18 protein-coding genes are annotated in these 20,478 nt (G+C 72.4%); 6 read left to right on the top strand and 12 right to left on the bottom strand.

Annotated elements, in window-relative coordinates; all coding sequences use genetic code 11:
* Nucleotides 1-91: 91 nt before the first annotated feature.
* The 3 genes from V2J52_RS05500 (at nucleotide 92) to V2J52_RS05510 (ending at nucleotide 5,669) form a co-directional block, all read left to right on the top strand.
* Nucleotides 92-4,231: a S8 family serine peptidase gene (locus V2J52_RS05500; protein WP_331226673.1), complete on the top strand. Its 4,140-nt coding sequence runs from the start codon at nucleotides 92-94 to the stop codon at nucleotides 4,229-4,231.
* Nucleotides 4,232-4,393: 162 nt separating this feature from the next.
* Nucleotides 4,394-5,032 carry a CYTH domain-containing protein gene (locus V2J52_RS05505; protein ID WP_331226674.1) on the top strand — a complete coding sequence of 213 codons (639 nt, stop codon included), beginning with the start codon at nucleotides 4,394-4,396 and terminating at the stop codon, nucleotides 5,030-5,032.
* A 52-nt stretch (nucleotides 5,033-5,084) separates the two neighbouring features.
* The gene (locus tag V2J52_RS05510; RefSeq protein ID WP_331226675.1) at nucleotides 5,085-5,669 is read left to right on the top strand and encodes a protein-L-isoaspartate O-methyltransferase family protein; all 585 of its coding nucleotides are present in this window, start codon (nucleotides 5,085-5,087) and stop codon (nucleotides 5,667-5,669) included.
* A 36-nt stretch (nucleotides 5,670-5,705) separates the two neighbouring features.
* Here the strand turns inward: V2J52_RS05510 and V2J52_RS05515 are convergent, their stop codons facing one another.
* From V2J52_RS05515 to V2J52_RS05550, 8 genes are all read right to left on the bottom strand, one after another.
* Complete coding sequence (locus tag V2J52_RS05515; RefSeq protein ID WP_331226676.1) at nucleotides 5,706-6,557, bottom strand: HTTM domain-containing protein; 852 nt, start codon at nucleotides 6,555-6,557, stop codon at nucleotides 5,706-5,708.
* Between the two features lie 10 nt (nucleotides 6,558-6,567).
* Nucleotides 6,568-7,092 (bottom strand): hypothetical protein, encoded by a 525-nt coding sequence (locus tag V2J52_RS05520; RefSeq protein ID WP_331226677.1) that lies wholly within the window; start codon nucleotides 7,090-7,092, stop codon nucleotides 6,568-6,570.
* 146 nt (nucleotides 7,093-7,238) lie between these two features.
* Nucleotides 7,239-7,700: a hypothetical protein gene (locus V2J52_RS05525; RefSeq protein WP_331226678.1), complete on the bottom strand. Its 462-nt coding sequence runs from the start codon at nucleotides 7,698-7,700 to the stop codon at nucleotides 7,239-7,241.
* Between the two features lie 144 nt (nucleotides 7,701-7,844).
* Nucleotides 7,845-8,474 carry a copper resistance CopC family protein gene (locus V2J52_RS05530; RefSeq protein ID WP_331226679.1) on the bottom strand — a complete coding sequence of 210 codons (630 nt, stop codon included), beginning with the start codon at nucleotides 8,472-8,474 and terminating at the stop codon, nucleotides 7,845-7,847.
* A 46-nt stretch (nucleotides 8,475-8,520) separates the two neighbouring features.
* A complete protein-coding gene (locus V2J52_RS05535) occupies nucleotides 8,521-9,987 on the bottom strand; it encodes a DUF2079 domain-containing protein (RefSeq protein ID WP_331226680.1) in 1,467 nt (488 codons plus the stop codon).
* Nucleotides 9,988-10,022: 35 nt separating this feature from the next.
* Nucleotides 10,023-12,749, bottom strand: a complete 2,727-nt coding sequence (locus V2J52_RS05540; protein WP_331226681.1) for a lysylphosphatidylglycerol synthase transmembrane domain-containing protein — start codon at nucleotides 12,747-12,749, stop codon at nucleotides 10,023-10,025.
* 51 nt (nucleotides 12,750-12,800) lie between these two features.
* Complete coding sequence (locus tag V2J52_RS05545; RefSeq protein ID WP_331226682.1) at nucleotides 12,801-13,568, bottom strand: CPBP family intramembrane glutamic endopeptidase; 768 nt, start codon at nucleotides 13,566-13,568, stop codon at nucleotides 12,801-12,803.
* Between the two features lie 162 nt (nucleotides 13,569-13,730).
* Complete coding sequence (locus tag V2J52_RS05550) at nucleotides 13,731-13,985, bottom strand: heavy-metal-associated domain-containing protein (protein WP_331226683.1); 255 nt, start codon at nucleotides 13,983-13,985, stop codon at nucleotides 13,731-13,733.
* 129 nt (nucleotides 13,986-14,114) lie between these two features.
* On the opposite strand from V2J52_RS05550, the gene purB reads away from it, so the two are divergent.
* Nucleotides 14,115-15,632 carry an adenylosuccinate lyase gene (gene purB, locus V2J52_RS05555; protein WP_331226684.1) on the top strand — a complete coding sequence of 506 codons (1,518 nt, stop codon included), beginning with the start codon at nucleotides 14,115-14,117 and terminating at the stop codon, nucleotides 15,630-15,632.
* A 332-nt stretch (nucleotides 15,633-15,964) separates the two neighbouring features.
* Here the strand turns inward: purB and V2J52_RS05560 are convergent, their stop codons facing one another.
* Complete coding sequence (locus V2J52_RS05560) at nucleotides 15,965-16,468, bottom strand: low molecular weight protein-tyrosine-phosphatase (protein ID WP_331226685.1); 504 nt, start codon at nucleotides 16,466-16,468, stop codon at nucleotides 15,965-15,967.
* Nucleotides 16,469-16,639: 171 nt separating this feature from the next.
* On the opposite strand from V2J52_RS05560, the gene V2J52_RS05565 reads away from it, so the two are divergent.
* A complete protein-coding gene (locus tag V2J52_RS05565; protein WP_331226686.1) occupies nucleotides 16,640-16,924 on the top strand; it encodes a hypothetical protein in 285 nt (94 codons plus the stop codon).
* A 59-nt stretch (nucleotides 16,925-16,983) separates the two neighbouring features.
* The gene (locus V2J52_RS05570; protein WP_331226687.1) at nucleotides 16,984-18,474 is read left to right on the top strand and encodes a hypothetical protein; all 1,491 of its coding nucleotides are present in this window, start codon (nucleotides 16,984-16,986) and stop codon (nucleotides 18,472-18,474) included.
* A gap of 3 nt (nucleotides 18,475-18,477) precedes the next feature.
* Here the strand turns inward: V2J52_RS05570 and V2J52_RS05575 are convergent, their stop codons facing one another.
* From V2J52_RS05575 to V2J52_RS05585, 3 genes are read right to left on the bottom strand one after another with little or no spacing between them, the layout of a single operon-like run.
* Nucleotides 18,478-18,855 carry a phage holin family protein gene (locus V2J52_RS05575; RefSeq protein ID WP_331226688.1) on the bottom strand — a complete coding sequence of 126 codons (378 nt, stop codon included), beginning with the start codon at nucleotides 18,853-18,855 and terminating at the stop codon, nucleotides 18,478-18,480.
* Nucleotides 18,856-18,895: 40 nt separating this feature from the next.
* Nucleotides 18,896-19,576 (bottom strand): response regulator transcription factor, encoded by a 681-nt coding sequence (locus V2J52_RS05580; RefSeq protein ID WP_331226689.1) that lies wholly within the window; start codon nucleotides 19,574-19,576, stop codon nucleotides 18,896-18,898.
* On the bottom strand, nucleotides 19,573-20,445 hold the full coding sequence (locus tag V2J52_RS05585; RefSeq protein WP_331226690.1) for a sensor histidine kinase: 873 nt from the start codon (nucleotides 20,443-20,445) through the stop codon (nucleotides 19,573-19,575). The genes V2J52_RS05580 and V2J52_RS05585 overlap by 4 nt, the downstream gene beginning before the upstream one ends.
* Nucleotides 20,446-20,478 lie beyond the last annotated feature (33 nt).

Below are 20,478 nucleotides of genomic sequence, written 5' to 3' on the forward strand. Positions count from 1 at the left end.
CTACGTTGGTCGCAGCTCCGCGGCAGTGATGCCGTGGTGCCCCCGCCGAACCGACCCGCGGCGTGGGTCCTCCGGCGAAATGAGTCCCGAGATGCGTCGCTCGCTGACGGCCGTCCTGTCCACCCTGGCGCTCGCCGCCGTCGCCGCGCTCGGGGCAGTACCCGCTGGCGCCGCGAACGATCCGCCGCCCGACCTCTCGCTGCCCGGCATCGATGCCGGGCACAAGGTGAGCCAGACGCTCCGGGCGGCCGACGGTCCGATCACCGCCTTCGTCCAGCTCGCCGCGCCCTCCGCGCTCGACGTCGTCGAGGAGGGCGGCTCGGTGGCGGCCGCCGGAGCGGCGGTCGAGGAGGTGGAGCAGCTCGCGGCCGCGGTCGTGCCGCAGGACGCTGCGAGGCTCCAGACCCGCAGCGCCGCGCCGCAGCGGCTGTCGGTGACGAGCAACCTCGTCGCAGGCACCGTGGTCACCGGTGACGCCGACCAGATCCGGGCGCTCGCGGAGTCCGACGACGTCGTCGCGGTCCACCTGGTGACCCTCAAGGAGCCGCAGAACAAGGGCACCAACAGCTTCACCCGTGCCGCCGAGGTGTGGGAGGCCTACGGCGAGACCGGTGAGGGCATCCGGATGGGGGTCATCGACACCGGGCTGGACTACACCCACGCCGCGTTCGGTGGGCCGGGCACCGCCGAGGCGTACGCGGCCGCCTATGGCGAGGACGGCGCCGGACCGGTCCCTGAGGGGCTCTTCGACGACGCGAAGTTCCTCGGCGGCTACGACTTCGCCGGCCCCAACTACGACGCGTCGGGCCGCATCCCCGGTACCACGCTGATCCCCGAGCCGGACGAGAACCCCATCGACGCGCTCTACACCGGCGAGAACAGCGGGCACGGCACGCACGTCGCGGGCACCGCCGCCGGCTACGGCGTCACCCCGGACGGCGAGACCTTCCGGGGCGACTACGGCGGTCTCGAGGACACCAGCGACTGGCAGGTCGGGCCAGGCTCGGCGCCCGAGGCCGGCATCTACGCGCTCAAGGTCTTCGGGGACCAGGGCGGCTCGACCGGCGTGACCATCGACGCCCTCGAGTGGGCGGCCGACCCCAACGGCGACCTCGACTTCAACGACCGGCTCGACGTCATCAACCTCTCGCTCGGCGCCTCGGCCGCCCCGGTCGACGACCCGGAGAACCTCTTCGTCGACCGGCTCGCCGAGCTCGGCACGCTGTCGGTGATGTCCGCCGGCAACAGCGGCGACGCTACCGACGTCGGTGGCTCCCCGGGCAACTCGCGCAGCGCGCTCGCCGTCGCGAACTCGGTCGGCGGCACGATGACCTTCGACGCCGTCGAGGTGACCGCCGCGGCCGACGAGTCGCTGCTCGGCCAGCACGCCATGCAGAACACCGTCGCCTACGCCGGCAGCGAGGACGCCGAGGGCCGGGTGATCTACCTCGGTGCGGCCGTCGACGGCTGCGAGCCGCTCACCCCCTATGCCGAGCAGATCGCCGGCGAGATCGTCTGGCTCTACTGGGACGACAACGACGCCACCCGGGCCTGCGGCAGCGGTGCGCGCTGGGCGAACGCCACCGCCGCCGGCGCGGCCGGCGTCCTCATCGGCACCGAGGACCCGATCTTCGCCGCCGGTATCGCCGGTGACGCGCAGACGCCCGGCGGCCAGCTGACCGCCGCCACCACCGACCTCCTGCTGCCGGAGATCGAGGCCGGCACGCTCGAGGTGCGGGTCGGCCCGTCCTACACCGGCGCCGAGTTCGTCGCCGACCCCACCGTCGCCGACACCCTCAACCCAGGGTCCTCCCGCGGCGCCCACGGCTCGCTCGGAGTGGTCAAGCCGGACGTCGCCGCGCCGGGGACCTCGATCTCCTCGGCAGCGTCCGGGGCCGGCACGCTCGCGCACACGCTCACCGGGACATCGATGGCCTCGCCGCACGTGGCCGGCATCGCCGCGCTCGTCCGCGGCGCGAACCCGACGTGGACCCCGGTCGAGGCCAAGGCCGCGATCATGAACACCGCCGTCCACGATGTCCTGCGCGACCCCGGCCCCAGCGGGCCGCTGTTCGGTCCCGAGCGGATCGGCGCCGGACGGGTGGACGCCCGTGAGGCTGTCACCACCGGTGCTATCGCCTACGACTCCGCTGCGCCGGACCTGGTGTCGGTGAACTTCGGGGTCGTCGACGTCGGCGAGGAGACCGTCGTCGCGAGTCGCACCATCACCGTGGAAAATGTCGCGTCCCGCGCCCCCGTGCGGTTCCTGCCGCGGTTCGAGGCGGCCTCGACCACCGGCGGTGCGACCATCACGACCTCGCCGGCCTCCATCACGGTGCCGCCGGGCCGCAGCCAGACGGTGACGGTGACCCTCACCGCGGACCCGGCGACCCTCGCCCGGGAGATCGACCCGACGTCCGACCCCGACTCCGGTATCGGCGTCGCCCGGGAGTTCGTCGCCACGCTCGCCGGCCGGGTCGTGCTCGCCCCTCGGGGCGAGGGCGACACCCTGGTGGTCCCGGTCCACGCCGCCCCCCGGCTCGTCTCCGAGGTGTCCGCCGAGCCGGTCGTGATGCCGGCCGCCGACGCGCTCAGCGCTCCGCTCGAGCTCACCGGCCGCCCGGTCGACTCCGGCGGCTGGACCTCGCTGGCCTCGGTGCTCGAGCTCGTCGCCACCAGCCCGAAGCTGGAGGCGTCCCCGGGCATCGCGACGTCGCCGACGCAGGTGGCGGCGGGCGACATCCGGTACGTCGGAATGATGTCGACCGCGCCGCAGCTCGAGGCAGCCGGTGAGGCCCCCTGGCTCGGCTACCTCGGTGTCGGCATCGCGGTGGAGGGCGAGTGGCCCACCCTCGGCACGACCACGGTGCCGGTCATCGACACCGACCTCGACGGCGACGGCGTGCCCGACCTGCAGACGGTGGTGCAGAAGTACGACACCACGGTCGACGTCACGCTCGCGATCACCTTCGACTACGAGACCGGGCAGTCGATCTCCCTCTCCGCGATCAACGGGACGTGGGGCGACGTCGACTCGACGGTGTTCGACAACAACGTGCTCGTCGCCCCGATCCCGCTCGGGCTCATCGAGCCCGGCACGGTGCCGACGTTCACGGTGTGGACCTCCTCGCAGTACGCCCCCAGCGGTGACGGCGTCATCGACTCCGTCGAGCCGGTGAGCTACGACCCCTATGCCCCGGACGTGTGGACGACCGGCGGTGAGCTCAACGCGATGTGGTCCCCCACCGGCACCGATCTCACCGTCCACCGCGCCGCCGGCGCCACCGAGCCTGGCCCGCTGCTCGTGCTGCACTCGCACAATGAGCTCGGGGCGCGCGCGCAGGTCGTCGACATCACCGTCCCCGAGGTGGAGACCACGCCGACGACGACGACGCTCACCGTCACCGGGGAGCCGGTCGTCGGCTCCGAGCTCGCGCTGAGCGCAACCGTCGCACCCGCCGAGGCGGAGGGCACGGTGACCTTCCACGACGGCGAGCACGAGCTCGGCTCGGCCACGGTCGAGGCCGGCTCAGCGAGCATCGCCACCCCCCTCGGTGCCGGCAGCCACTCGCTGACCGCCGCGTTCGTCCCGGAGTCCGAGCTGTGGGAACCCTCCGTGAGCGAGCCGGTCGTCGTCGATGTCGCGGCCGCGCCGTCGCGCACGACGCTGCGGCTCGGCAGCCGGCTCGGGACCTACGGCACCAGCACGACGGCGCAGGTGACCGTCGACGCCGACGCAGACGCGCCGTCAGGCACCGTGGAGATCCGTGAAGGTGACGAGGTGATCGCCGCCGGTGAGCTGGTCATCGACGGGAGGACCGGGCAGCTGACGCTCGACCTGCCGGCCGACCTGGCCGCCGGCACCCACCGCCTCACCGCCGTCTACACCGGCGGCGGCGAGGTCGCCGCCTCCACGAGCACCACGACCAGCTACACGGTGCGGCCGCTGGTGTCACGGGTGAGCATCAGCGCCGAGTCCTGGCAGGTGCCGCGGGGCACCGCGCCGGAGATCACCGTCGAGGTGCTCGGTCGCGGGCAGGCACCGGTGCCGACCGGATCGGTGCAGGTCTACGCCGGGCTGCGGCACGTCGCCACGGTGCCGCTGCAGGCGGACGGTACCGCCGACGTCCAGCTGCCGGCGCTGAGCTCGCTCACGATCGTCTCCGCGATCTACACCGGTGACGACGGCTACCTGCCGGGCCTGGACCTCGCCACCGTCCGGGTGCGCTGATGAGGCGTGGGGGGGGGGGGGGNCACGATCGTCTCCGCGATCTACACCGGTGACGACGGCTACCTGCCGGGCCTGGACCTCGCCACCGTCCGGGTGCGCTGATGAGGCGTGGTTCGGCCGCGTCTGCGGCCGAACCACGCCTGCGGCCCGTAGCCTGACGCCATGAGCGACACCGGTTTCGGTGACTTCGAGTTCGAGCGCAAGTTCGTCGTGCGCGAGCTGCCGGCGCAGCTGCGCGACGAGCCGGGCCCCTCGGTCATCGTCCAGAGCTACTTCCTCGCCGCCGACGGGTACGCCCTGCGCATCCGTCTCCAGGGCCCGGCCCCGGACGAGCCGCTGCCCGTCGAGGTCGACGAGTACGACGTGCTCGAGCGGCTCGCCGACTCGTTCACCTTCTGCGCGCTGACCGCCAAGGGTCCGTACGTGGGCGGCACCCGTTACGAGGCGGAGCGCGAGCTCGACGTCACCGCCGGGCTGGCGATGGTGCGCCTCGGTGGTGACCTCGTCGCCAAGCTCCGCTACTCGCTGTGGCTGGGGACCGACGGCTGGGTGATCGACTCGTTCCTCGGCCGCAACCACCCGCTGATCATCGCTGAGTGCGAGCGCGGTGGCCCGGTCACCGACCTGACCATCCCGGACTTCTGCGTCACCGAGGTCACCGACGACGCCCGGTTCGCCAACGACTCCCTCGCGGGCACCCCGTTCCGGCACTGGAGCGCGAGCTTCGGGCGTCAGCTGGCCGCGGACGGGCCGCGCTTCCTCCAGGAGTTCGGCCGCAACGAGCTGGGCGCGCACAGCTGACCTGGTGACCTGCGCCCGCGCGCTGCGGCCGGCGGGTGGGCATGATGGTGCCATGGCGACGGCAGCCGAACGCGTGAGCCGGGCGATGGCCCGGCTCGACCGCCGCGCGTTCCTGCCGGCCGACCAGCACCGGTTCGCCGACCTCGACCTTCCGCTGGCCCTGGGGCACGGTGCCACGTGCTCGCAGCCGACCACGGTGGCGCGGATGCTCGAGCTGCTCGACCCGTGCCCCGGCCACCAGGTGCTCGACGTCGGCAGCGGCTCGGCCTGGACCACCGCGCTGCTCGACCTGCTCACCGCGCCCGGCGGCAGTGTCCACGCCGTCGAGCTGGAGCCTGAGCTGGTGAGCATCGGAACCGCGAACCTGCGCGCGGCGGGCGTCACCGGACCGGTGGTCCGGCTGGCGGCGTCGGGGGTGCTGGGTGACCCCGACGCCGCGCCGTTTGACCGGATCCTGGTGTCCGCCGAGGCGGACTCGCTGCCGGCGGAGCTCGTCGCGCAGCTCGCCGACGACGGCCGGATGGTCATCCCGGTCGCGGGCCGGATGACGGTCGTCGACCGGTCCGACGGCGAGACGCAGACCCGCGCCGAGGGCACCTACCGGTTCGTGCCGCTCCGTCAGGAGCCCGACGGCTGACCGTGAGAGCGGCGGGTGCCGAACGGCGTCGGCTCCCTACGCGCTTGACGGCTGGGCGACCTGGCCGGTGCGGCGCGAACGGTCCACGAGCCGACGGGTGACTTTCTCGAGCGGGAGGAAGGCGAACCAGCACACCACCGTGGGCAGGAAGTGGATGCCCATGGCCACGAAGGTGGCGAGGTGGAAGGCGAAGAAGCAGCCGATGGCCAGGTAGAGCCACCGCCCTCGCAGGAAGAGCACGACCGGCGAGAGGATCTTAAGAATGAGGGAGCCCCACTGGGCCGCCCGCAGCAGCATCGGGTACTCCAGCGTCCAGCGCACCAGGTCCGATCCCCGCCGCACGATCGCCCAGGTCAGTACCGAGCCGTTGGCCCAGGTGACCAGGCTTCCGGCGCGTGACCACTTGGCGAACACCGAGCCGAAGTAGGTGAGCACGGTCGCGAGCTGGATGCAGCGAAATGCCCATCCGGCTGCCTGGGACAGGCGGTGATCGCGGTAGTGGGCGACTCCGATCGTCGGCAGGACGAGCGTGGTGACCATCAGGGCCATGTGGTCGTGCTGGACGTAGGAGAAGCCCTGGGAGTTCAGCGCCCAGATCCAGAAGGTGACCGTCGCGCCCCAGCCGGCGAGGCGTTGCACCCTGCCCGCGATGGCGAGCACGCAACAGGCGATGAGCGCGGCCAGCAGCCCGTAGGAGATCTCGGTGCTCAGGGGCGGCAGTTGGACCAACCGGGCCAGGAGCGTGGGTTGGTACAGCTCGGGGACGTAGGAGTGCTGGACGACGTCGTTGAAGTTGTAGAGCACGTCCCAGATGACGAAGGCATAGATCAGGGCACGAAACGCTGCCACCCGGGCCAGCGGGACGGGACGGGTCAGCCAGCGCCGCACCGCGCCCACGTCAGTCCCCCTCCATCGCGGTGGACTCCCAGCGCAGCAGCTCGATCTGCTCGGGCTCCCCGACCACGTAACCGTTCTCCAGCTGTTGAACCGAACGCATGAGGTAGAGCGTCTCGATCAGGGGTGCGCCCGGATCGAGGGCGGCACGCGAGTCGACGACGGCCTGCATGAGCTCTGGACGAGCCAGGATGCGGTCCAGCTGGCCCTCGATCTCGGCTCGTGCCACACCGATCGACCGCTCGTTCATCGCGATGCGCTGGCCGTCGCCAGCGGCGGTGTCGGCAAGCAGGTAGGTCGAACGGATGGTGCCGTTGAGGTCTCGTGCCGTGGCGTACTGCGACAACGTGCCGAGGGGGAACAGGTCGTTGGTGTCGGCGAGCTGCCCGTAGCCGAGCACACCCAAGGCGGCAACCATCGCGACGACTCGAGTCACCAGGCCCGCAGTGGACAGCCGCTGGGCGTCAGCGTTGGTGGGAGGTGACGTCACGAGCCGGCCCTGTGTGGCGACCTCGGTCTCGTTCGGCACCGGCCCCGTCCATTCATGATCAGCAGCGTATCGGCGCGACGCGGCCGCAAAGTGGGTACCGGCACGCGATCACGACCAAGCGCGGCTCGATTCGCCGCGCTTGGTCGTCGTTCGGCCGTACCCCGACGGTGAGGGCGACTGCCGGATCAGGCGGCGTCGGTCTCGCAGGTGGCGGTGAGCTCGTCCTGCGCGGCGGCCGAGCCCGCGACGTCGATCGAGGTGAGGTCCGGGAACTGCGGCTCCTCGCCCTCGCTCATCGCCTCGTTGTAGGCGGTCACGGCCTCGCTGAACGGGGCCTTGATCTCGTCGAGGAGCGTGGCGACGGACTCCGGCGCGGTGCGGGACAGCTCGGTGAGGCGCTGCTCGAGGACGTTGACCTCGCTGTAGGAGGCGGGGTCGATGACCTCGCCGCCGGAGAGTGCCGAGCGGGCCGCGTCGGAACGCTCCGCCAGCGGCGTGCCGGTGCCGGCGAAGAACGCCTCGCAGGCGGTGGTCTGGGCGTCGTCCGTGGGTGCCGAGGCGGTGGCGTCCTCGTCCGGTGTGGACGAGCTGCAGCCGGCGACGAGGACGAGGAGCAGGGCACTGGGGGCGATGAGGCGACGGATCATGGCTCTGACACTATGCCGCCGAGGGGCTGCGGCTCACGTTGATTTCAGCGGCGCCGTCTGCCGGAGAATGGCGCGTGCTTGCAACGAAAAGTCGTTCCGAACCGGCTGTCGACGAGCAGTGCGACATGGGTCACACGGCGACGGTCACTCCGCCGAGCGCTGCCGGCGAACGGCGTTGACGATGAGCGCTCCGACGCTCCCGACGGCCACCACGCCGATGGCGACGACGGCCCACGTCGGCAGCCCGGAACCGTCGTCGGTCGCGGCTGGCGTCGACGTGGCGGACGCCTCCGGGTCGGCGGTGGTGGCCTCCGTCGTCGGCTCCGGCGCGGGCGCCGCGGCGTCGGTGGTGGGCTCGTCGGCTGCCGGCTCTGTAGGCTCGGGCTCGGCGGCCTCGACGGTGAACCCGATGCGGCCCTCGATCGGGTGGCCGTCGCTCGAGGCGACCCGCCAGACGGCGGTGTACTCCCCGGCCGGCAGCGGGTCCGTGATGTCGGCGCGGACCTCGGTGCCCTCGACGACCCCTTCTGCCTCGACCACCGGCTCGCCGTCCGCGTCCTCGACGACGATGGCGGACCCGACGGCGAGCGGCGGGTTGTTGAAGGTCAGCGACACCTCCGCCGGGGACTCGGGCAGCACCTGCCCGTCCTCCGGTGAGGACGCGATGAGCATGTCGTGAGCGACTGCGGTGGGCGCGAGGAGCCAGCCGGTCAGCGCGACCAGGACGGCGACGAGCAGGACGCGGGCACCACGAGAGGAGTCGACGGAAGGCATGACGCCATCCTAGGCAGGAGCCGGCAGGCGACCGTTCACCGGCGTGTCAGCCGTCGGTGGCCCGTTGGGCGACCTGGTAGCCGTGGCTGTCGAGCACGACCTCGTAGGACGTACCGGGATGCTTCCCCTCGGCGTAGCTCGCGGCGTCCGCCGGCGGGTTGTCGCCCCAGGTCGAGCCTTCGCGGTCGATGACGTAGTAGTCGGCGGCGGGGTTGTCGGCGGTGCCGGACCACAGCGTGGTGGTCGTCGGGACGAGGTAGGCCAGCAGCGCGATGTCGCTGGCGACGGTGGCGCCTTCCGGGATGAGCTCGAGCACCTCCCGGGCACCCTCGGCGCGGCTCGGCACCCGGTAGGTCTCGGCGTCCAGCAGGCCGACCACCGGCAGGTCCGGCGCGGTGAGGACGACTGCCAGCAGCGTGCCGGTGACGGCGACCCGCGTCCGGGTGCGGTGGGACCAGCGGTCCGGTGCCGAGCGGACCACCGCGTCCGCGGTGTCCGCGGTGTCCGCGGTGTCTTCGGCGGCCGGCGCCGGGTCGCGGCCTCGGGACACTCCGGCGCGCGGCCCGACCGCGTCGAGCAGGGCGGCGGCCGCCAGCGGCATGAGGACGGCGTCGTAGTGCCACAGCCACGTCCAGTAGAACGAGACGTCGCCGAGGAACCGCCAGGCGAGGGTGGGCAGCGCCGCGAGCAGGATCGGCGAGCGCAGCCCGACGACGCCCGCGGCGAGCACGAGCAGCAGGACGGTGACGACCTTCTCGCCGGGGCCGAGGAACGCGGCGAGGGTGCCGAGCGGGTCACCGAGGGCATCCCCGACCGACAGGTTGTCGGTGTAGTCCCACTGCCCCCGCGGGTTGAGTGCGGGCAGGATCACCGTCGTGGCCAGCAGGAACCAGCCGGCGCCCCAGGCTGCCAGCCCGATGCCCTCCCGGGTGGCGCCCCGGCGCCAGATGATCAGGCCGAGGACGGCGACCAGGAGGCCGAGGTCCTCCTTGACGAAGACGACGAGCCCGAGCCACACCACCGCAGCACGCCATCGGCTCTCCAGCAGGGCAGCGAGGCCGAACGTCAGCAACGGCAGCGCGAAGGCGATCTCGTGGAACTGGGTGCGCACCGCGCCCTGGAGCCCGAATGACAGCGCGTACCCGACGGCGACGAGGACGCCGGGCCGGCGTCCCAGCCAGCGCACCGCCAGCGCCGTCACCGGCCAGGTAGAGACACCGACGAGGAGCGCCTGGACCACGAGCAGCGTGAGGCCGGAGGGGAACAGCCGGTACACCGGGCCGAGGAGCACGAGGATCGGGTGGAAGTGGTCGCCGAGGAGGTTGAAGCCCGGTCCCTTGATCGGCACGATCGGCGCCTCGAGGTGCGCGTAGGCCTTGGCGAGCTGGGTGAAGATCGCCAGGTCCCAGGACGGTGAGTACCAGCTGCGCCACTGGGTGACGGCGACGAGGAGGTAGACGGCGGTCGCCACGGCGGCGACCACCCAGGCCTCGCGGCGCGGCCGTCGGGACACGCGCGTCGGCGTGGTGGTTGTGGCCGTTCTCGCCGTCACACGTCGCCCCGGCGCTGGAGGTAGCGCAGCGCCACCCAGCCGATCGGCACCCTCGCCCAGAAGGTCAGCACCCGGAACACCAGCGCGGTGGAGAAGGCGACGCCGGCGGGGATCCCGCTGACCGTGAGGCCGGCGGTCAGCGCCGCCTCGACCGGCCCGATGCCACCGGGGGAGGGGACCGCCGCGCCGACAGTGTTGGAGGTGAGGTAGGTGATCGCGAGGGTGGTCGGCGCCAGCGTGTAGCCGAACGCGGCCAGCGCCGCACCGAAGGACGCGACGTAGCCGATGGTCATGATGAGGTTGCCGCCGATCCCCATGAGCAGCCGGCTGGGGCTGCCGACCACCCACAGCAGGCGTGGCCACACCTGCTGCAGCGTGGGCCCGACCTTCAGCCACAGCCAGCTGCGCAGCGGCGGGACGAGCAGGACGATCGCGACGAGCGCGACGGTGGTGACCGCGACCGCGTTCACCGCGCCGGTGGGCAGCGAGAGGGTCCCGGCGGAGCCGGTGATGAGTGCCATGGCGACGAGCAGCAGCACCGTGGTGACGAACTGCGAGACCTGCACGAGTGTGACGGTGGCGACCGCCAGCGGCATCTTCACCTTCTGCTTGGTGAGGAAGCGCAGGTTGAGGGCGGCGGGGCCCACCCCGGCGGGTGCGACGAGGGTGACGACGCCGGCGGCGGCCTGCACCAGCGTCGTGCGCACCAGCCCCAGCCGTTCCGGGGAGAAAGCCACCAGGCCCATCGCCGATCCGAGGTAGGTGATGACGCCGAGGACGAAGGTGGCCAGCAGCCACCACGGGTTGGCGTCGCGGGCGGCCGCGACCACCTGCTCGAAGTTGAGCGATCCGAGGAGCAGCCAGACGGCGACGACCGCGATGGAGACCATGACCACGGTTCGAACGCTGAACCGCGCGAGCCGGACCGGCTCGACGTCTGCTGCCGGGACCTCGTCGACCAGCCGGGCGCGCAACGAGTTGAGCAGCTCCCGTGGTTTGCCGGCCGCCGCGCGGGCCTGCCCGGTGAGGATCACCGGCTGCAGCAGCGGCGCCAGCGCGGCGAGCTGGCCCGACCTCAGGCTGCGGCTGGCGCTGGCCAGCGCCCGTTCCTCGCCGACGTGGATCGCGGTGAGGGCGAGCAGCTGCGCCTGGTCCAGCCGGCGGGTGAGCTCGGCGGAGGCGATCTCGCCGTTCTCCCAGTCGGTCAGCCACACGGCGGCGTCAGTCCCGACGAGGATGGCACCGGTGGTGAGGTCCTGGTGGGCGATCCCGGCGACGTGGGCGGTGCGCAGCTCGGACCACATCGCGTCGAGGACGTCGTCGCCGACGTCCTCGGGATCCATGTCGACCAGCCGGCGGGCGCCGGGGATGTGCTCGCTGACGAACAGGACGGAGTCACTGGCCTCGGCGAGGCCCACGAGTGGCGGGATGCGCACCCCGGCCCGCTCCGCGGCGTACGCGAGCAGCACTGCACGGTCAGCGGTGTCGCGGAGCGTCGCGCTGCGGCGGTGGGCCAGGCCCCGCACCCGCAGCGTGCTCCACAGCGAGGAGAGGTAACCGACGACGTGGCGGTCGCCGTCGAGCACGGTGACGTACCAGCGCTTGCCGGCGGTGTCGTGGACCGAGTAGACGCGGTGCGCGCCGAGCGCGTCGAGCGTCACGCCGCCCGGCGCGGCGAGGTCGGCGATGACCGTCGCGGGGTCGACGAGCGCGTCGGGGACGATCGTGTCGGGGCGCCGAGGCGCACCGCCGGCACGCGTCGGTGTGGCGCCGTCGTCCTTCGCGGCAGTGGCCATGGTGGGCGCCGGCGGCTCGGCGGCCACCGGCGTGCTGATGTCCAGCCCCTGCTCGGTGTAGCCGATGGGCGCGGTTGTCGTCACCGTCCAGGCTTGCGGCTCGCCCTCGGTGGCGTCCAGCCGGACCACGCGCGCCGGGTCGAGCCCCGCGCGCCGCAGCCCGCGCACCAGGCTGACGCCGGTGGCGCGCACGTTGAGGACGCCGGCGGCGTAACGCATGCCGAGCCCCACCGCCCGACCGAGCAGCACCGTGACGACCGCGCCGGGCAGCGTCAGCGCGCCGCGGAGCACGCTGAGCACGATCACGCCCCACAGCAGGCTCCACGACCAGCGCACCGCGCGGCGCCGCCCTCGCGGCCCCACGGTGGTCAGCAGCGCGGCGAGGGCGGCGACCACCGGGTTCATCGCGACGACCCGATGGCCCTCGGTGGTGATCGTCAGCCCGATGGTCAGCGCGGTGGCGCCGTAGGTGTCGAGCAGGAACGCGGCACCGGCGGTGACGAGCGCGGCGACGATGCCCGCGGTGAGCGCCTCGAGCGCGGTGCGCCACCGCCGTCGGACCAGCTCAAGGGCGAGGACGACGAGCGGCACGAAGAAGGTGACGAGCCCTTCGAGGATCGTCACCGGCAGCAGGAGGAGCTGACGGAGCACCGCGGCGACGGCGGACTGCACGTCCTCGGTGACGCCGATCGCGGTCGCGTGGGCGTACACCGCGAGGAGGAGCACGACGGCGATACCCACGCCGGAGCCGATGAGCTCGACGAGGTCCCTGGCCCGGCGGACCCGCACCTCGGGGAAGTCGACGAGCAGGACGCGGCTGCGGGGAGTGGTGTCCTCCGGCCGCCGCGAAGTGCTGCCAGGACGGAGGTTGCTCCAGGATGCGGTCGCGGGGACGGTGAGGTCGGTGGCGCCCCCAGGTTCCGTCATGCGCCCGAGTTTAGGCGCACCGGTCACCGAAGACGTTGCACGGCCCGCGGCTCAGCCCACGCCAAGGTGGCGCAGGACCGTCGCCGGCAGCAGCGCGTAGCCGACGAACGCGACGACGTCGAGCAGGGTGTGGGCGATGACGAGCGGGCCGGTGCGCCGTCGTCGGCGGTAGTACTCGGCGAACACCAGGCCCATCGCGAGGTTCGCGAAGAACGGGCCGATGCCCTGGTAGAGGTGGTAGCCACCGCGCAGCACGCTGCTGGTGACGACGATGGCGACCGGTCGCCAGCCGAGCTGCTCGAGCCGCTCGGTGACGTAGCCGACGGCGATCACCTCCTCGAGCAGGCCATTGGCCAGTGCGGAGAGGATGAGGACGGGCACCACCCACCAGTAGGCGTCGAGCGCGGCGGCGCGGATCTCCACCGTGATGCCCAGGGCGCGGCCCAGGCCGTAGAGCGCGAGGCCCGGGACCCCGATGACGGCGGCGAGCCCCACCCCGACCCCGAGGTCGCGCGCCGGCCGGCTGAAGTCGAGCCCGACCCGGTGCACGGCGCGGCGGCCGGGCTCGCTCAGCAGGTAGAGCGCGAGGAGGACCGGCAGCACCTTGAAGCCGATGCCGAGCAGCTGGTAGACGAGGTCGAGGTAGGGCCGAGACGACCGGGACGCGTTGAGGGTCGCGGACTGCTGCCCCAGCGGCGGCCCGGCGGTGAGCCGGGCGACGATGTTGACGACGGCGTAGACGGCGGACTGGCCGAGGGACAGCCCGAGCACGATCCAGATCTCGGCGCGTATCCGCGACCGGCGCCAGGTGGGGTCCACGGTCCGGTTATAGCAGGCCTTCCGGTGCGGGTCCTCGCGGGGCCGCCTGCCCGCCCGGGTCGTCGACGACCCGTCGCCCGGCTCGCCCCTTCCACTCACCAAACCCCTGTTCGAAGGGGCGAGCGGTGATCGAGGGGGGCGGCCCGAGCGACGTTGCGTTTCTCAGTCGTCGACGTGGATCGCGGTGACGGTGTAGCCGGCCTCGTCGACGGCGGCGCGCAGCGCGTCCTGGTCGAGCACGGCATCGGAGACCACGGTCGCCTCGGAGGTCCCGCCGTCGCGCAGGATCACGCTGACCTTGCTGACGTCGGGGACGGCAGAGAGCTCCTCGGTCACCGCGGCGACGCAGTGCGCGCAGGTCATGCCCTCGACGTCGATGACGGTGGTGCGGTCGACGGGCGACGGGTCGTTGCTCATGGTCTCTCTCCCGGATAGGTGTGGCGCCATAGTGGCGCACATCAGCGTGCGACCGCCAGGACGGCGCCGCACGCGGGCCGGCCGCGGACGTGTCGGCAGCAGGTCGGTGCACTCTGAAAGACTGAGGGCATGAGTGAGCACAACGCCTCCGTCCCGGTCACCTCCGCACTCGCCACGACGACGGCGAGCGCTACCGCCGCGCCCGGCCGCAACCGGGTGGAGCTTGCGGGGATCGAGCCACCGATCGCGCTGGGGCCGCTCGACGGCCGCTACCGGCCGATCGTCGCGCCGCTCACCGAGCACCTGTCGGAGGCCGCGCTCAACCGCGCCCGCCTCGACGTCGAGGTCTCCTGGCTGGTCCACCTCACCACCACCGGTGCGCTGCCCGGCGCGCCGTACCTGGACGACGCCGACATCGCCTACCTGCGCGGCGTCGTCGACTCGTTCGGCGCGGCGGAGATCGCCGAGCTCGCCGAGATCGAGGCGGAGACCCGCCACGACGTCAAGGCCGTCGAGTACTTCCTCAAGCGGCGGCTGGCCGCGGCCCGCGACGTCCTGGGGGAGGGCTCGGTGCTGCCGGACGTCGGCGAGATCGTCCACATCTTCTGCACCAGCGAGGACATCAACAACCTGTCCTACGCGCTGACCATCCGTGACGCCGTCCGCCAGGTGTGGCAGCCAGCGGCGATCGCGCTCGTCGGCGAACTGGCGGCGCTGGCCAAGGACAACGCCGAGATCCCGATGCTCTCGCGCACCCACGGGCAGACCGCGACGCCGACCACGCTCGGCAAGGAGCTCGCGGTGCTCACCGCTCGGCTGCGCCGGCAGCTGCGGCGGATCTCGCTCACCGAGTTCAACGGCAAGATCAACGGCGCGACCGGCACCTACGGAGCGCATGCCATCGCGGTGCCGGAGACCGACTGGCAGGCGGTGTCACGGTCCTTCGTGGAGGGCCTCGGCCTCACCTGGAACCCGCTGACCACCCAGATCGAGCCCCACGACTGGCAGGCCGAGCTCTACGCCGACGTCGCGCGGTTCAACCGCATCCTGCACAACCTGTGCACCGACGTGTGGACGTACATCTCGTTGGGCTACTTCCGCCAGCGGCTGTCCGCGCAGGGCTCGACCGGCTCCTCGACGATGCCGCACAAGGTCAACCCGATCCGGTTCGAGAATGCCGAGGCGAACCTGGAGATCTCCAGCGCACTGCTCGACACCCTCGGTGCCACGCTGGTCACCTCACGCCTGCAGCGCGACCTCACTGACTCCACCACGCAGCGCAACATCGGGGTGGCCCTGGGGCACTCGTTGCTGGCGATCGACAACGTGCGCCGCGGGCTCGCGGGGCTGGACGTCGACGTCGACGCCATGGCGCGCGACCTCGACGACTCGTGGGAGGTGCTCGGCGAGGCGATCCAGTCCGCGATGCGGGCGGCCTCCGTCGCGGGCGCCGAGGGGATGGCCGACCCCTACGAGCGGCTCAAGGAGCTCACCCGCGGCCGGCGGGTCGACGGCGAGGGCATGCGTGAGCTCATCGCCGGCCTCGGCCTGCCCGAGGAGACCGCCCAGCGCCTGCTCGCCCTCACCCCCGCCACCTACACCGGCCTCGCCGCAAGCCTGGTCGACCACCTCGACGACCTCCCCTAACCCCGCCCGGGATTGTCAGCGAGAGCGGGATTGTCCGCGACAGCCGACTTGTCCGCGAGAGCCGATTTGTCCCCGAGAGCTGACTTGTCCGCGACAGCTGACTTGTCCGCGACAGCTGACTTGTCTGCGAGAGCGGGATTGTCCGCAGCGCACTCGACGGGCAAACGGGCTCGAACGTGGAGAATCCTGCTCTCAGGGACGGGTGTACGTGGACAATCCCGCTCTCGGTGAGGGGGAGGCGCGAGGGGCGTGGACAATCCCGCTCTCGGCGAAGGGGGGAGGCGCGAGGGTGGGCGTGGACAATCCCGCTCTCGGTGAAAGAGGGGGAGGGGTCAGCGGGGGCGGTCGGCGAGCACGGCGCGTAGGTGCTCGACGAGGCCCTCGCAGGCGGGGGCCAGCTCCTCGTAGGTCGTGACGAAGTCCCGCTCGTCCCCGAAGTAGGGGTCGTCGACCTCGAGCTCGCCGGTCTCCCGAGCCACCGGGTCGAAGTCGCGCAGCAGCCGGATCTTGGCGGCTGCCTCGTCCGTCGGCGCGAGGGCTCGCAGGTGGCGCTCGTGGCTGCGGTCGAGGGCGAGGACGAGGTCGACGTCAGCGAAGTCGGCGCGGATGAACTGCTCCGCCTTGTGCAGACTGCCGTCGTGTCCCCGCTCACGCAGCGTCGCGACGGCGCGAGGGTCGGCCGGGCCGCCGATGTGCCAGTCGCCGGTACCTGCGGAGACGACCCGCACCGCCTGGCCGAGACCTTCGCGGTCGAGCAGGTCGCGCAGGATCGCCTCACCCATCGGTGAGCGGCAGATGTTGCCGGTGCAGACGAAGGAGACAGTGAACGGGGTCATCTCCGCATTGTCCCAGGTCAGCGTGGCAAAGGCACATGACGGCGTGGCGCCGGCGGCGCTGTCCACAGCTCCGCCTCGGACCCTCGCCATCCTCGGGGCTCGATGGCGGCGAACGGCGGCGACGGCGCACCGGACTAGCGTCCTGCGCATCCGAGCATCCTGGAGGTGGTTATGACCGACCTCAGCTGCCTGCCGGTCGCCGTCGACCAGTGGGGCGGTGCCGGCGACGCCTGCGCTTCGGCCGTGGACGCGATCGGTGCCCTCACCGAGATGCAGGCGTCGCTACGAGCGGCCTTCCCGGAGCACTGGCGGTCGGTGGCCGCAGACGGCTTTGCTGACCGGCTCACCGAGCTGCTGGTCGGCTGCGCCCGGGTCCTCGACGCCGTCGAGGAGGTGTACGGCCTGGCCCGGCAGATGGCCGAGGACGTCGCGACGTCACACCCGGCGGCCGGCTGATGCTCTTCCACGCCCACGATGGAGACGGCGCCCCCGCCGCTCTCCGAGACCCGTACGCGATGGCGGTGCACGTCCGTGGCGGCGTCGGCCACCAGCGGTATGACACCGAGGAGCTGGTACGGATCGAGCAACGGCTCGACGACGTACGCCGCGGCGGCGACCACGCCCGGGGTGCGCTCGAGGCGATCCGTCACGACGTCGACCTCGACGCCGACCTCGCACCCACCGCCGCCCGGCTCGTGCACGGCGCGATCGACGAGGCCGTCCATGGGCCCGTGGGGCTGGAGCACCTCCGCTCGGAGGTCGATGAGCTCCACATCGCCCTGCGGTACGCCCGGCTGACCTACGAGGAGGCCGAGGCAGCGGCTACCGCCCACGCCGCGGTGCCCTCGGCGATCAGCTACTTCGCGGCGCTCCTCGACCCGCTCCACCTGCCGAGCACGCTGGGCAGCACCCTCGGGGCCGCGCTGCTCGTCGGGCGGCTGCCGGTACGGCCGCCGAGCACGACGTTCGGCCGAATCGGGGCCGCGGCGTCGGAGCTGCTCAACTGGGCGATCGGTGACGACACCCTGCCGCCGGACGCGATCGCGCTCGACCGTGCCGTGCGCGAGCTCGGCGAGGGCGGGCAGCACATCCTGCCGTGGTTCCTGCTGCCGGGGACGTGGACCTACGACGGCCGGCGGTTCGACGTCGAGCAGCTCACCCGGGCCCAGCGCCTGCTCGTCCCGGTCGTCACCGGCTGGCACCTCGTCAGCGGGCGTCGGCCGCGCGGTGCCCCGGACGCCGCGCTGGACGTGCTCGCCGTCGAGCCGCCCCACCCGGTGCCGGTGACCACCGACCTGCCGACGACGGTGGCCGCGCTCCACGCCATCCATATCGGCGACGACGACGTCGAACCGGGCAGCATCCAGCTGCGCCGCGCCGACCACCCCGATGGCTCGCGCAGCTGGGTGCTGCTGCTGCCGAGCACGCAGGCGCTGGGGCTCGGCGGCCGCAACCCGGTGGACAACCTCACGAACTTCGAGACCTACGCCGGCGCCGTCAGCGACGTCGAGATCGGCGCCATCCGCGCGATGGAGCTGGCGGGGGTAGCGCCCGGCGAGGCGATCGCCGTCGTCGGGTTCAGCCAGGGCGGGCTCACCGCGATGCGGCTGGCCGCCGACCCGCTCGTGCGCAGCAGGTACGACATCCGCGCGGTGGTCACCGCCGGGTCGCCGGTGGGGCACCTGCCGACCCCGGCCGAGACCGAGGTGCTCAACCTCGAGCACATGGAGGACGTCGTCGTCGGCCTGGACGGCACGTCCAACCCCGCGGAGCTGCACCGCACGACGGTGAGCCGCGCGCTGACCACCGGGGAGCACGGCGCGCTGGACTTCAGGGTGCCGCTGACCACCGCGCACTCGATCGACGCCTACGCGCAGACCGCCGCCCTCGCGCTGGCCTCCGGCGACCCGTCCGTCGGCCACCTGGACGCGCGGCTGGCGGAGATCACCGGCCGCCCGGGGACACCGGTGACGGCGACGACGTACCGGCTCGAGCGGGCCGGCTGAGCGCTACCGCTTGCTCGGCAGCAGCGCGTTGAGGAGCCAGCTCGCCAGCGAGATGATCACGCCCGCGGCAAGCGCCCACCAGAAGCCGTCGACGTGGAGGCCGAACTCGGTGAAGCCCGAGAGCCAGCTCGTCAGCAGCACCATCAGCGCGTTGACGACGAGCGTGAACAGGCCCAGCGTGATGATCGTCAGCGGCAGCGCGAACAACGACACGACCGGTTTGATGACCAGGTTGACCAGCGTGAAGATCAGCGCGATGACGGCGATGACGAGGACCTGGTCCCAGCCGTCACCGCGGTCGGCGACCGTCACGCCGCTGAGCAGCAGCGTCGACAGCCAGATCGCGACGCCGTTGATGATGAGTCGGAGGATGAATCCCATGTAGCGATGGTGCCATCCTGCTGGCCTGCGATGTCAGGCCTCACGAACTGCCGGGGCCACCGCCGGCGGCGACCAGCCCCTGCTCGTAGGCGGCGATGACCAGCTGAGCGCGGTCGCGGGCATGCAGCTTGGCCAGCAGGCTGCCGATGTGGGACTTGACGGTGCCCATCGAGACAATGAGTGTCTGGGTGATCTCGTGGTTGGACAGGCCACGCCCGACGAGGGTGAGTACCTGCCGCTCCCGGCTGGTGAGCACGTCGCACGCCGGCGCGGGCGACGGGACCGGGCGCTGAAGATAGTGCTCGATGAGGCGCGCGAGGATGCGCGGCGCGAACAGTGATTCACCGGCGTGGGTCCGCCGGACAGCCTCGGTGAGCTCCTCGGGGACGGCGTCCTTGAGAAGGAACCCGCTGGCGCGGGCGCGCAGAGCGGCATCGACGTACTCGTCCAGCTCGAACATGCTGAGCACGAGGATCCGGACGGCGGTCAGCGCCGGGTCGGCGGTGATCCGGTGGGTGGCGTCGATACCGTCGCCACCGGGCATCCGGATGTCCATGAGCACGACGTCGGGGCGCAGCTCGGTGGCCTGGGCGACGGCGTCGTCACCCGTGCCGGCCTCACCGACGACGGTGATGTCGGGGGCGGCGTCGAGCACCAGGTGCAGGCTGTGACGGATGAGCGGCTGGTCGTCGACGACGAGCGCCCGGATCGGTGCGCTCACCGAAGCACCGGTCGGCTGGGCGTCTCCGGCACGCTCGCGACGAGCAGGTAGCCGCGGCCGGTGCTCTCGGTGTCCATGGAGCCCTGCAGCGCGGCGACGCGCTCGCGCAGCCCGACCAGCCCTGTGCCGGCCCCGGGCTGCGCTGTCCAGCCGAGGGCCGGACCGTCGTCGACGACGGTCGTGAGGACGGCGTCCTTCGTACGGCGCACGGTGACGCGGGCGGTGGTCGGTCCGGCATGGCGGGCGGTGTTGGTCAACGCTTCACGCACGACGGCGCACACGGTCAGCTGGGTGCCCGCGGACACCTCGCCGAGCTCGCCCACGTCGAGCTCGGCAACCACGCCACCGGCTCGGGCGGCATCGACGATCTCGGCCAGGTCGGCGAGGCTGTTTGCGGGGCGCAGCGGTGCCTCGGTCCCCGGGGTGCGCAGCAGGGCGAGCATCCGACGCAGCTCGGTGGTCGCTGCCCGGCCGCTGCGTTCGATGTCGACGAGGGCCGCAGCATGCTCGGCACCGGCGCCGGGCCCCGAAACGCTCTGGGCTGCGGCTGCCCGGACCGTGATGAGGCCGAGGCCGTGGGATGCGAGGTCGTGCAGGTCCCGGGCGATCCGTAGTCGTTCGGCCTGCGCGGCTCGTTCCGCGGCCCAGGCGGTGAGCTCGTCCTCGTAGACGCGGCGCTGATGACGACTGCGCAGCAGCGCCCAGGCCATCACCGACGCGGCGAGCACGGCGGCGACGAGCATCGTCGTCAGGACCGCGGCGGGTGGGCCGATCCCGATGGTCGAGAGCGTGAGCACCAGCAGTGCCAGCAGCAGGCCGGCGGTCAGCCAGACCCGCGAGCGCAGCACGGGCCGGTCGGCGATCTCCACCTCGCCAGCGTAGATCGCGGGTGCTCACGGCAC

The sequence above is a fragment of the Georgenia sunbinii genome (genome assembly GCF_036421875.1).
Lineage (GTDB): Bacteria > Actinomycetota > Actinomycetes > Actinomycetales > Actinomycetaceae > Georgenia_B > Georgenia_B sunbinii.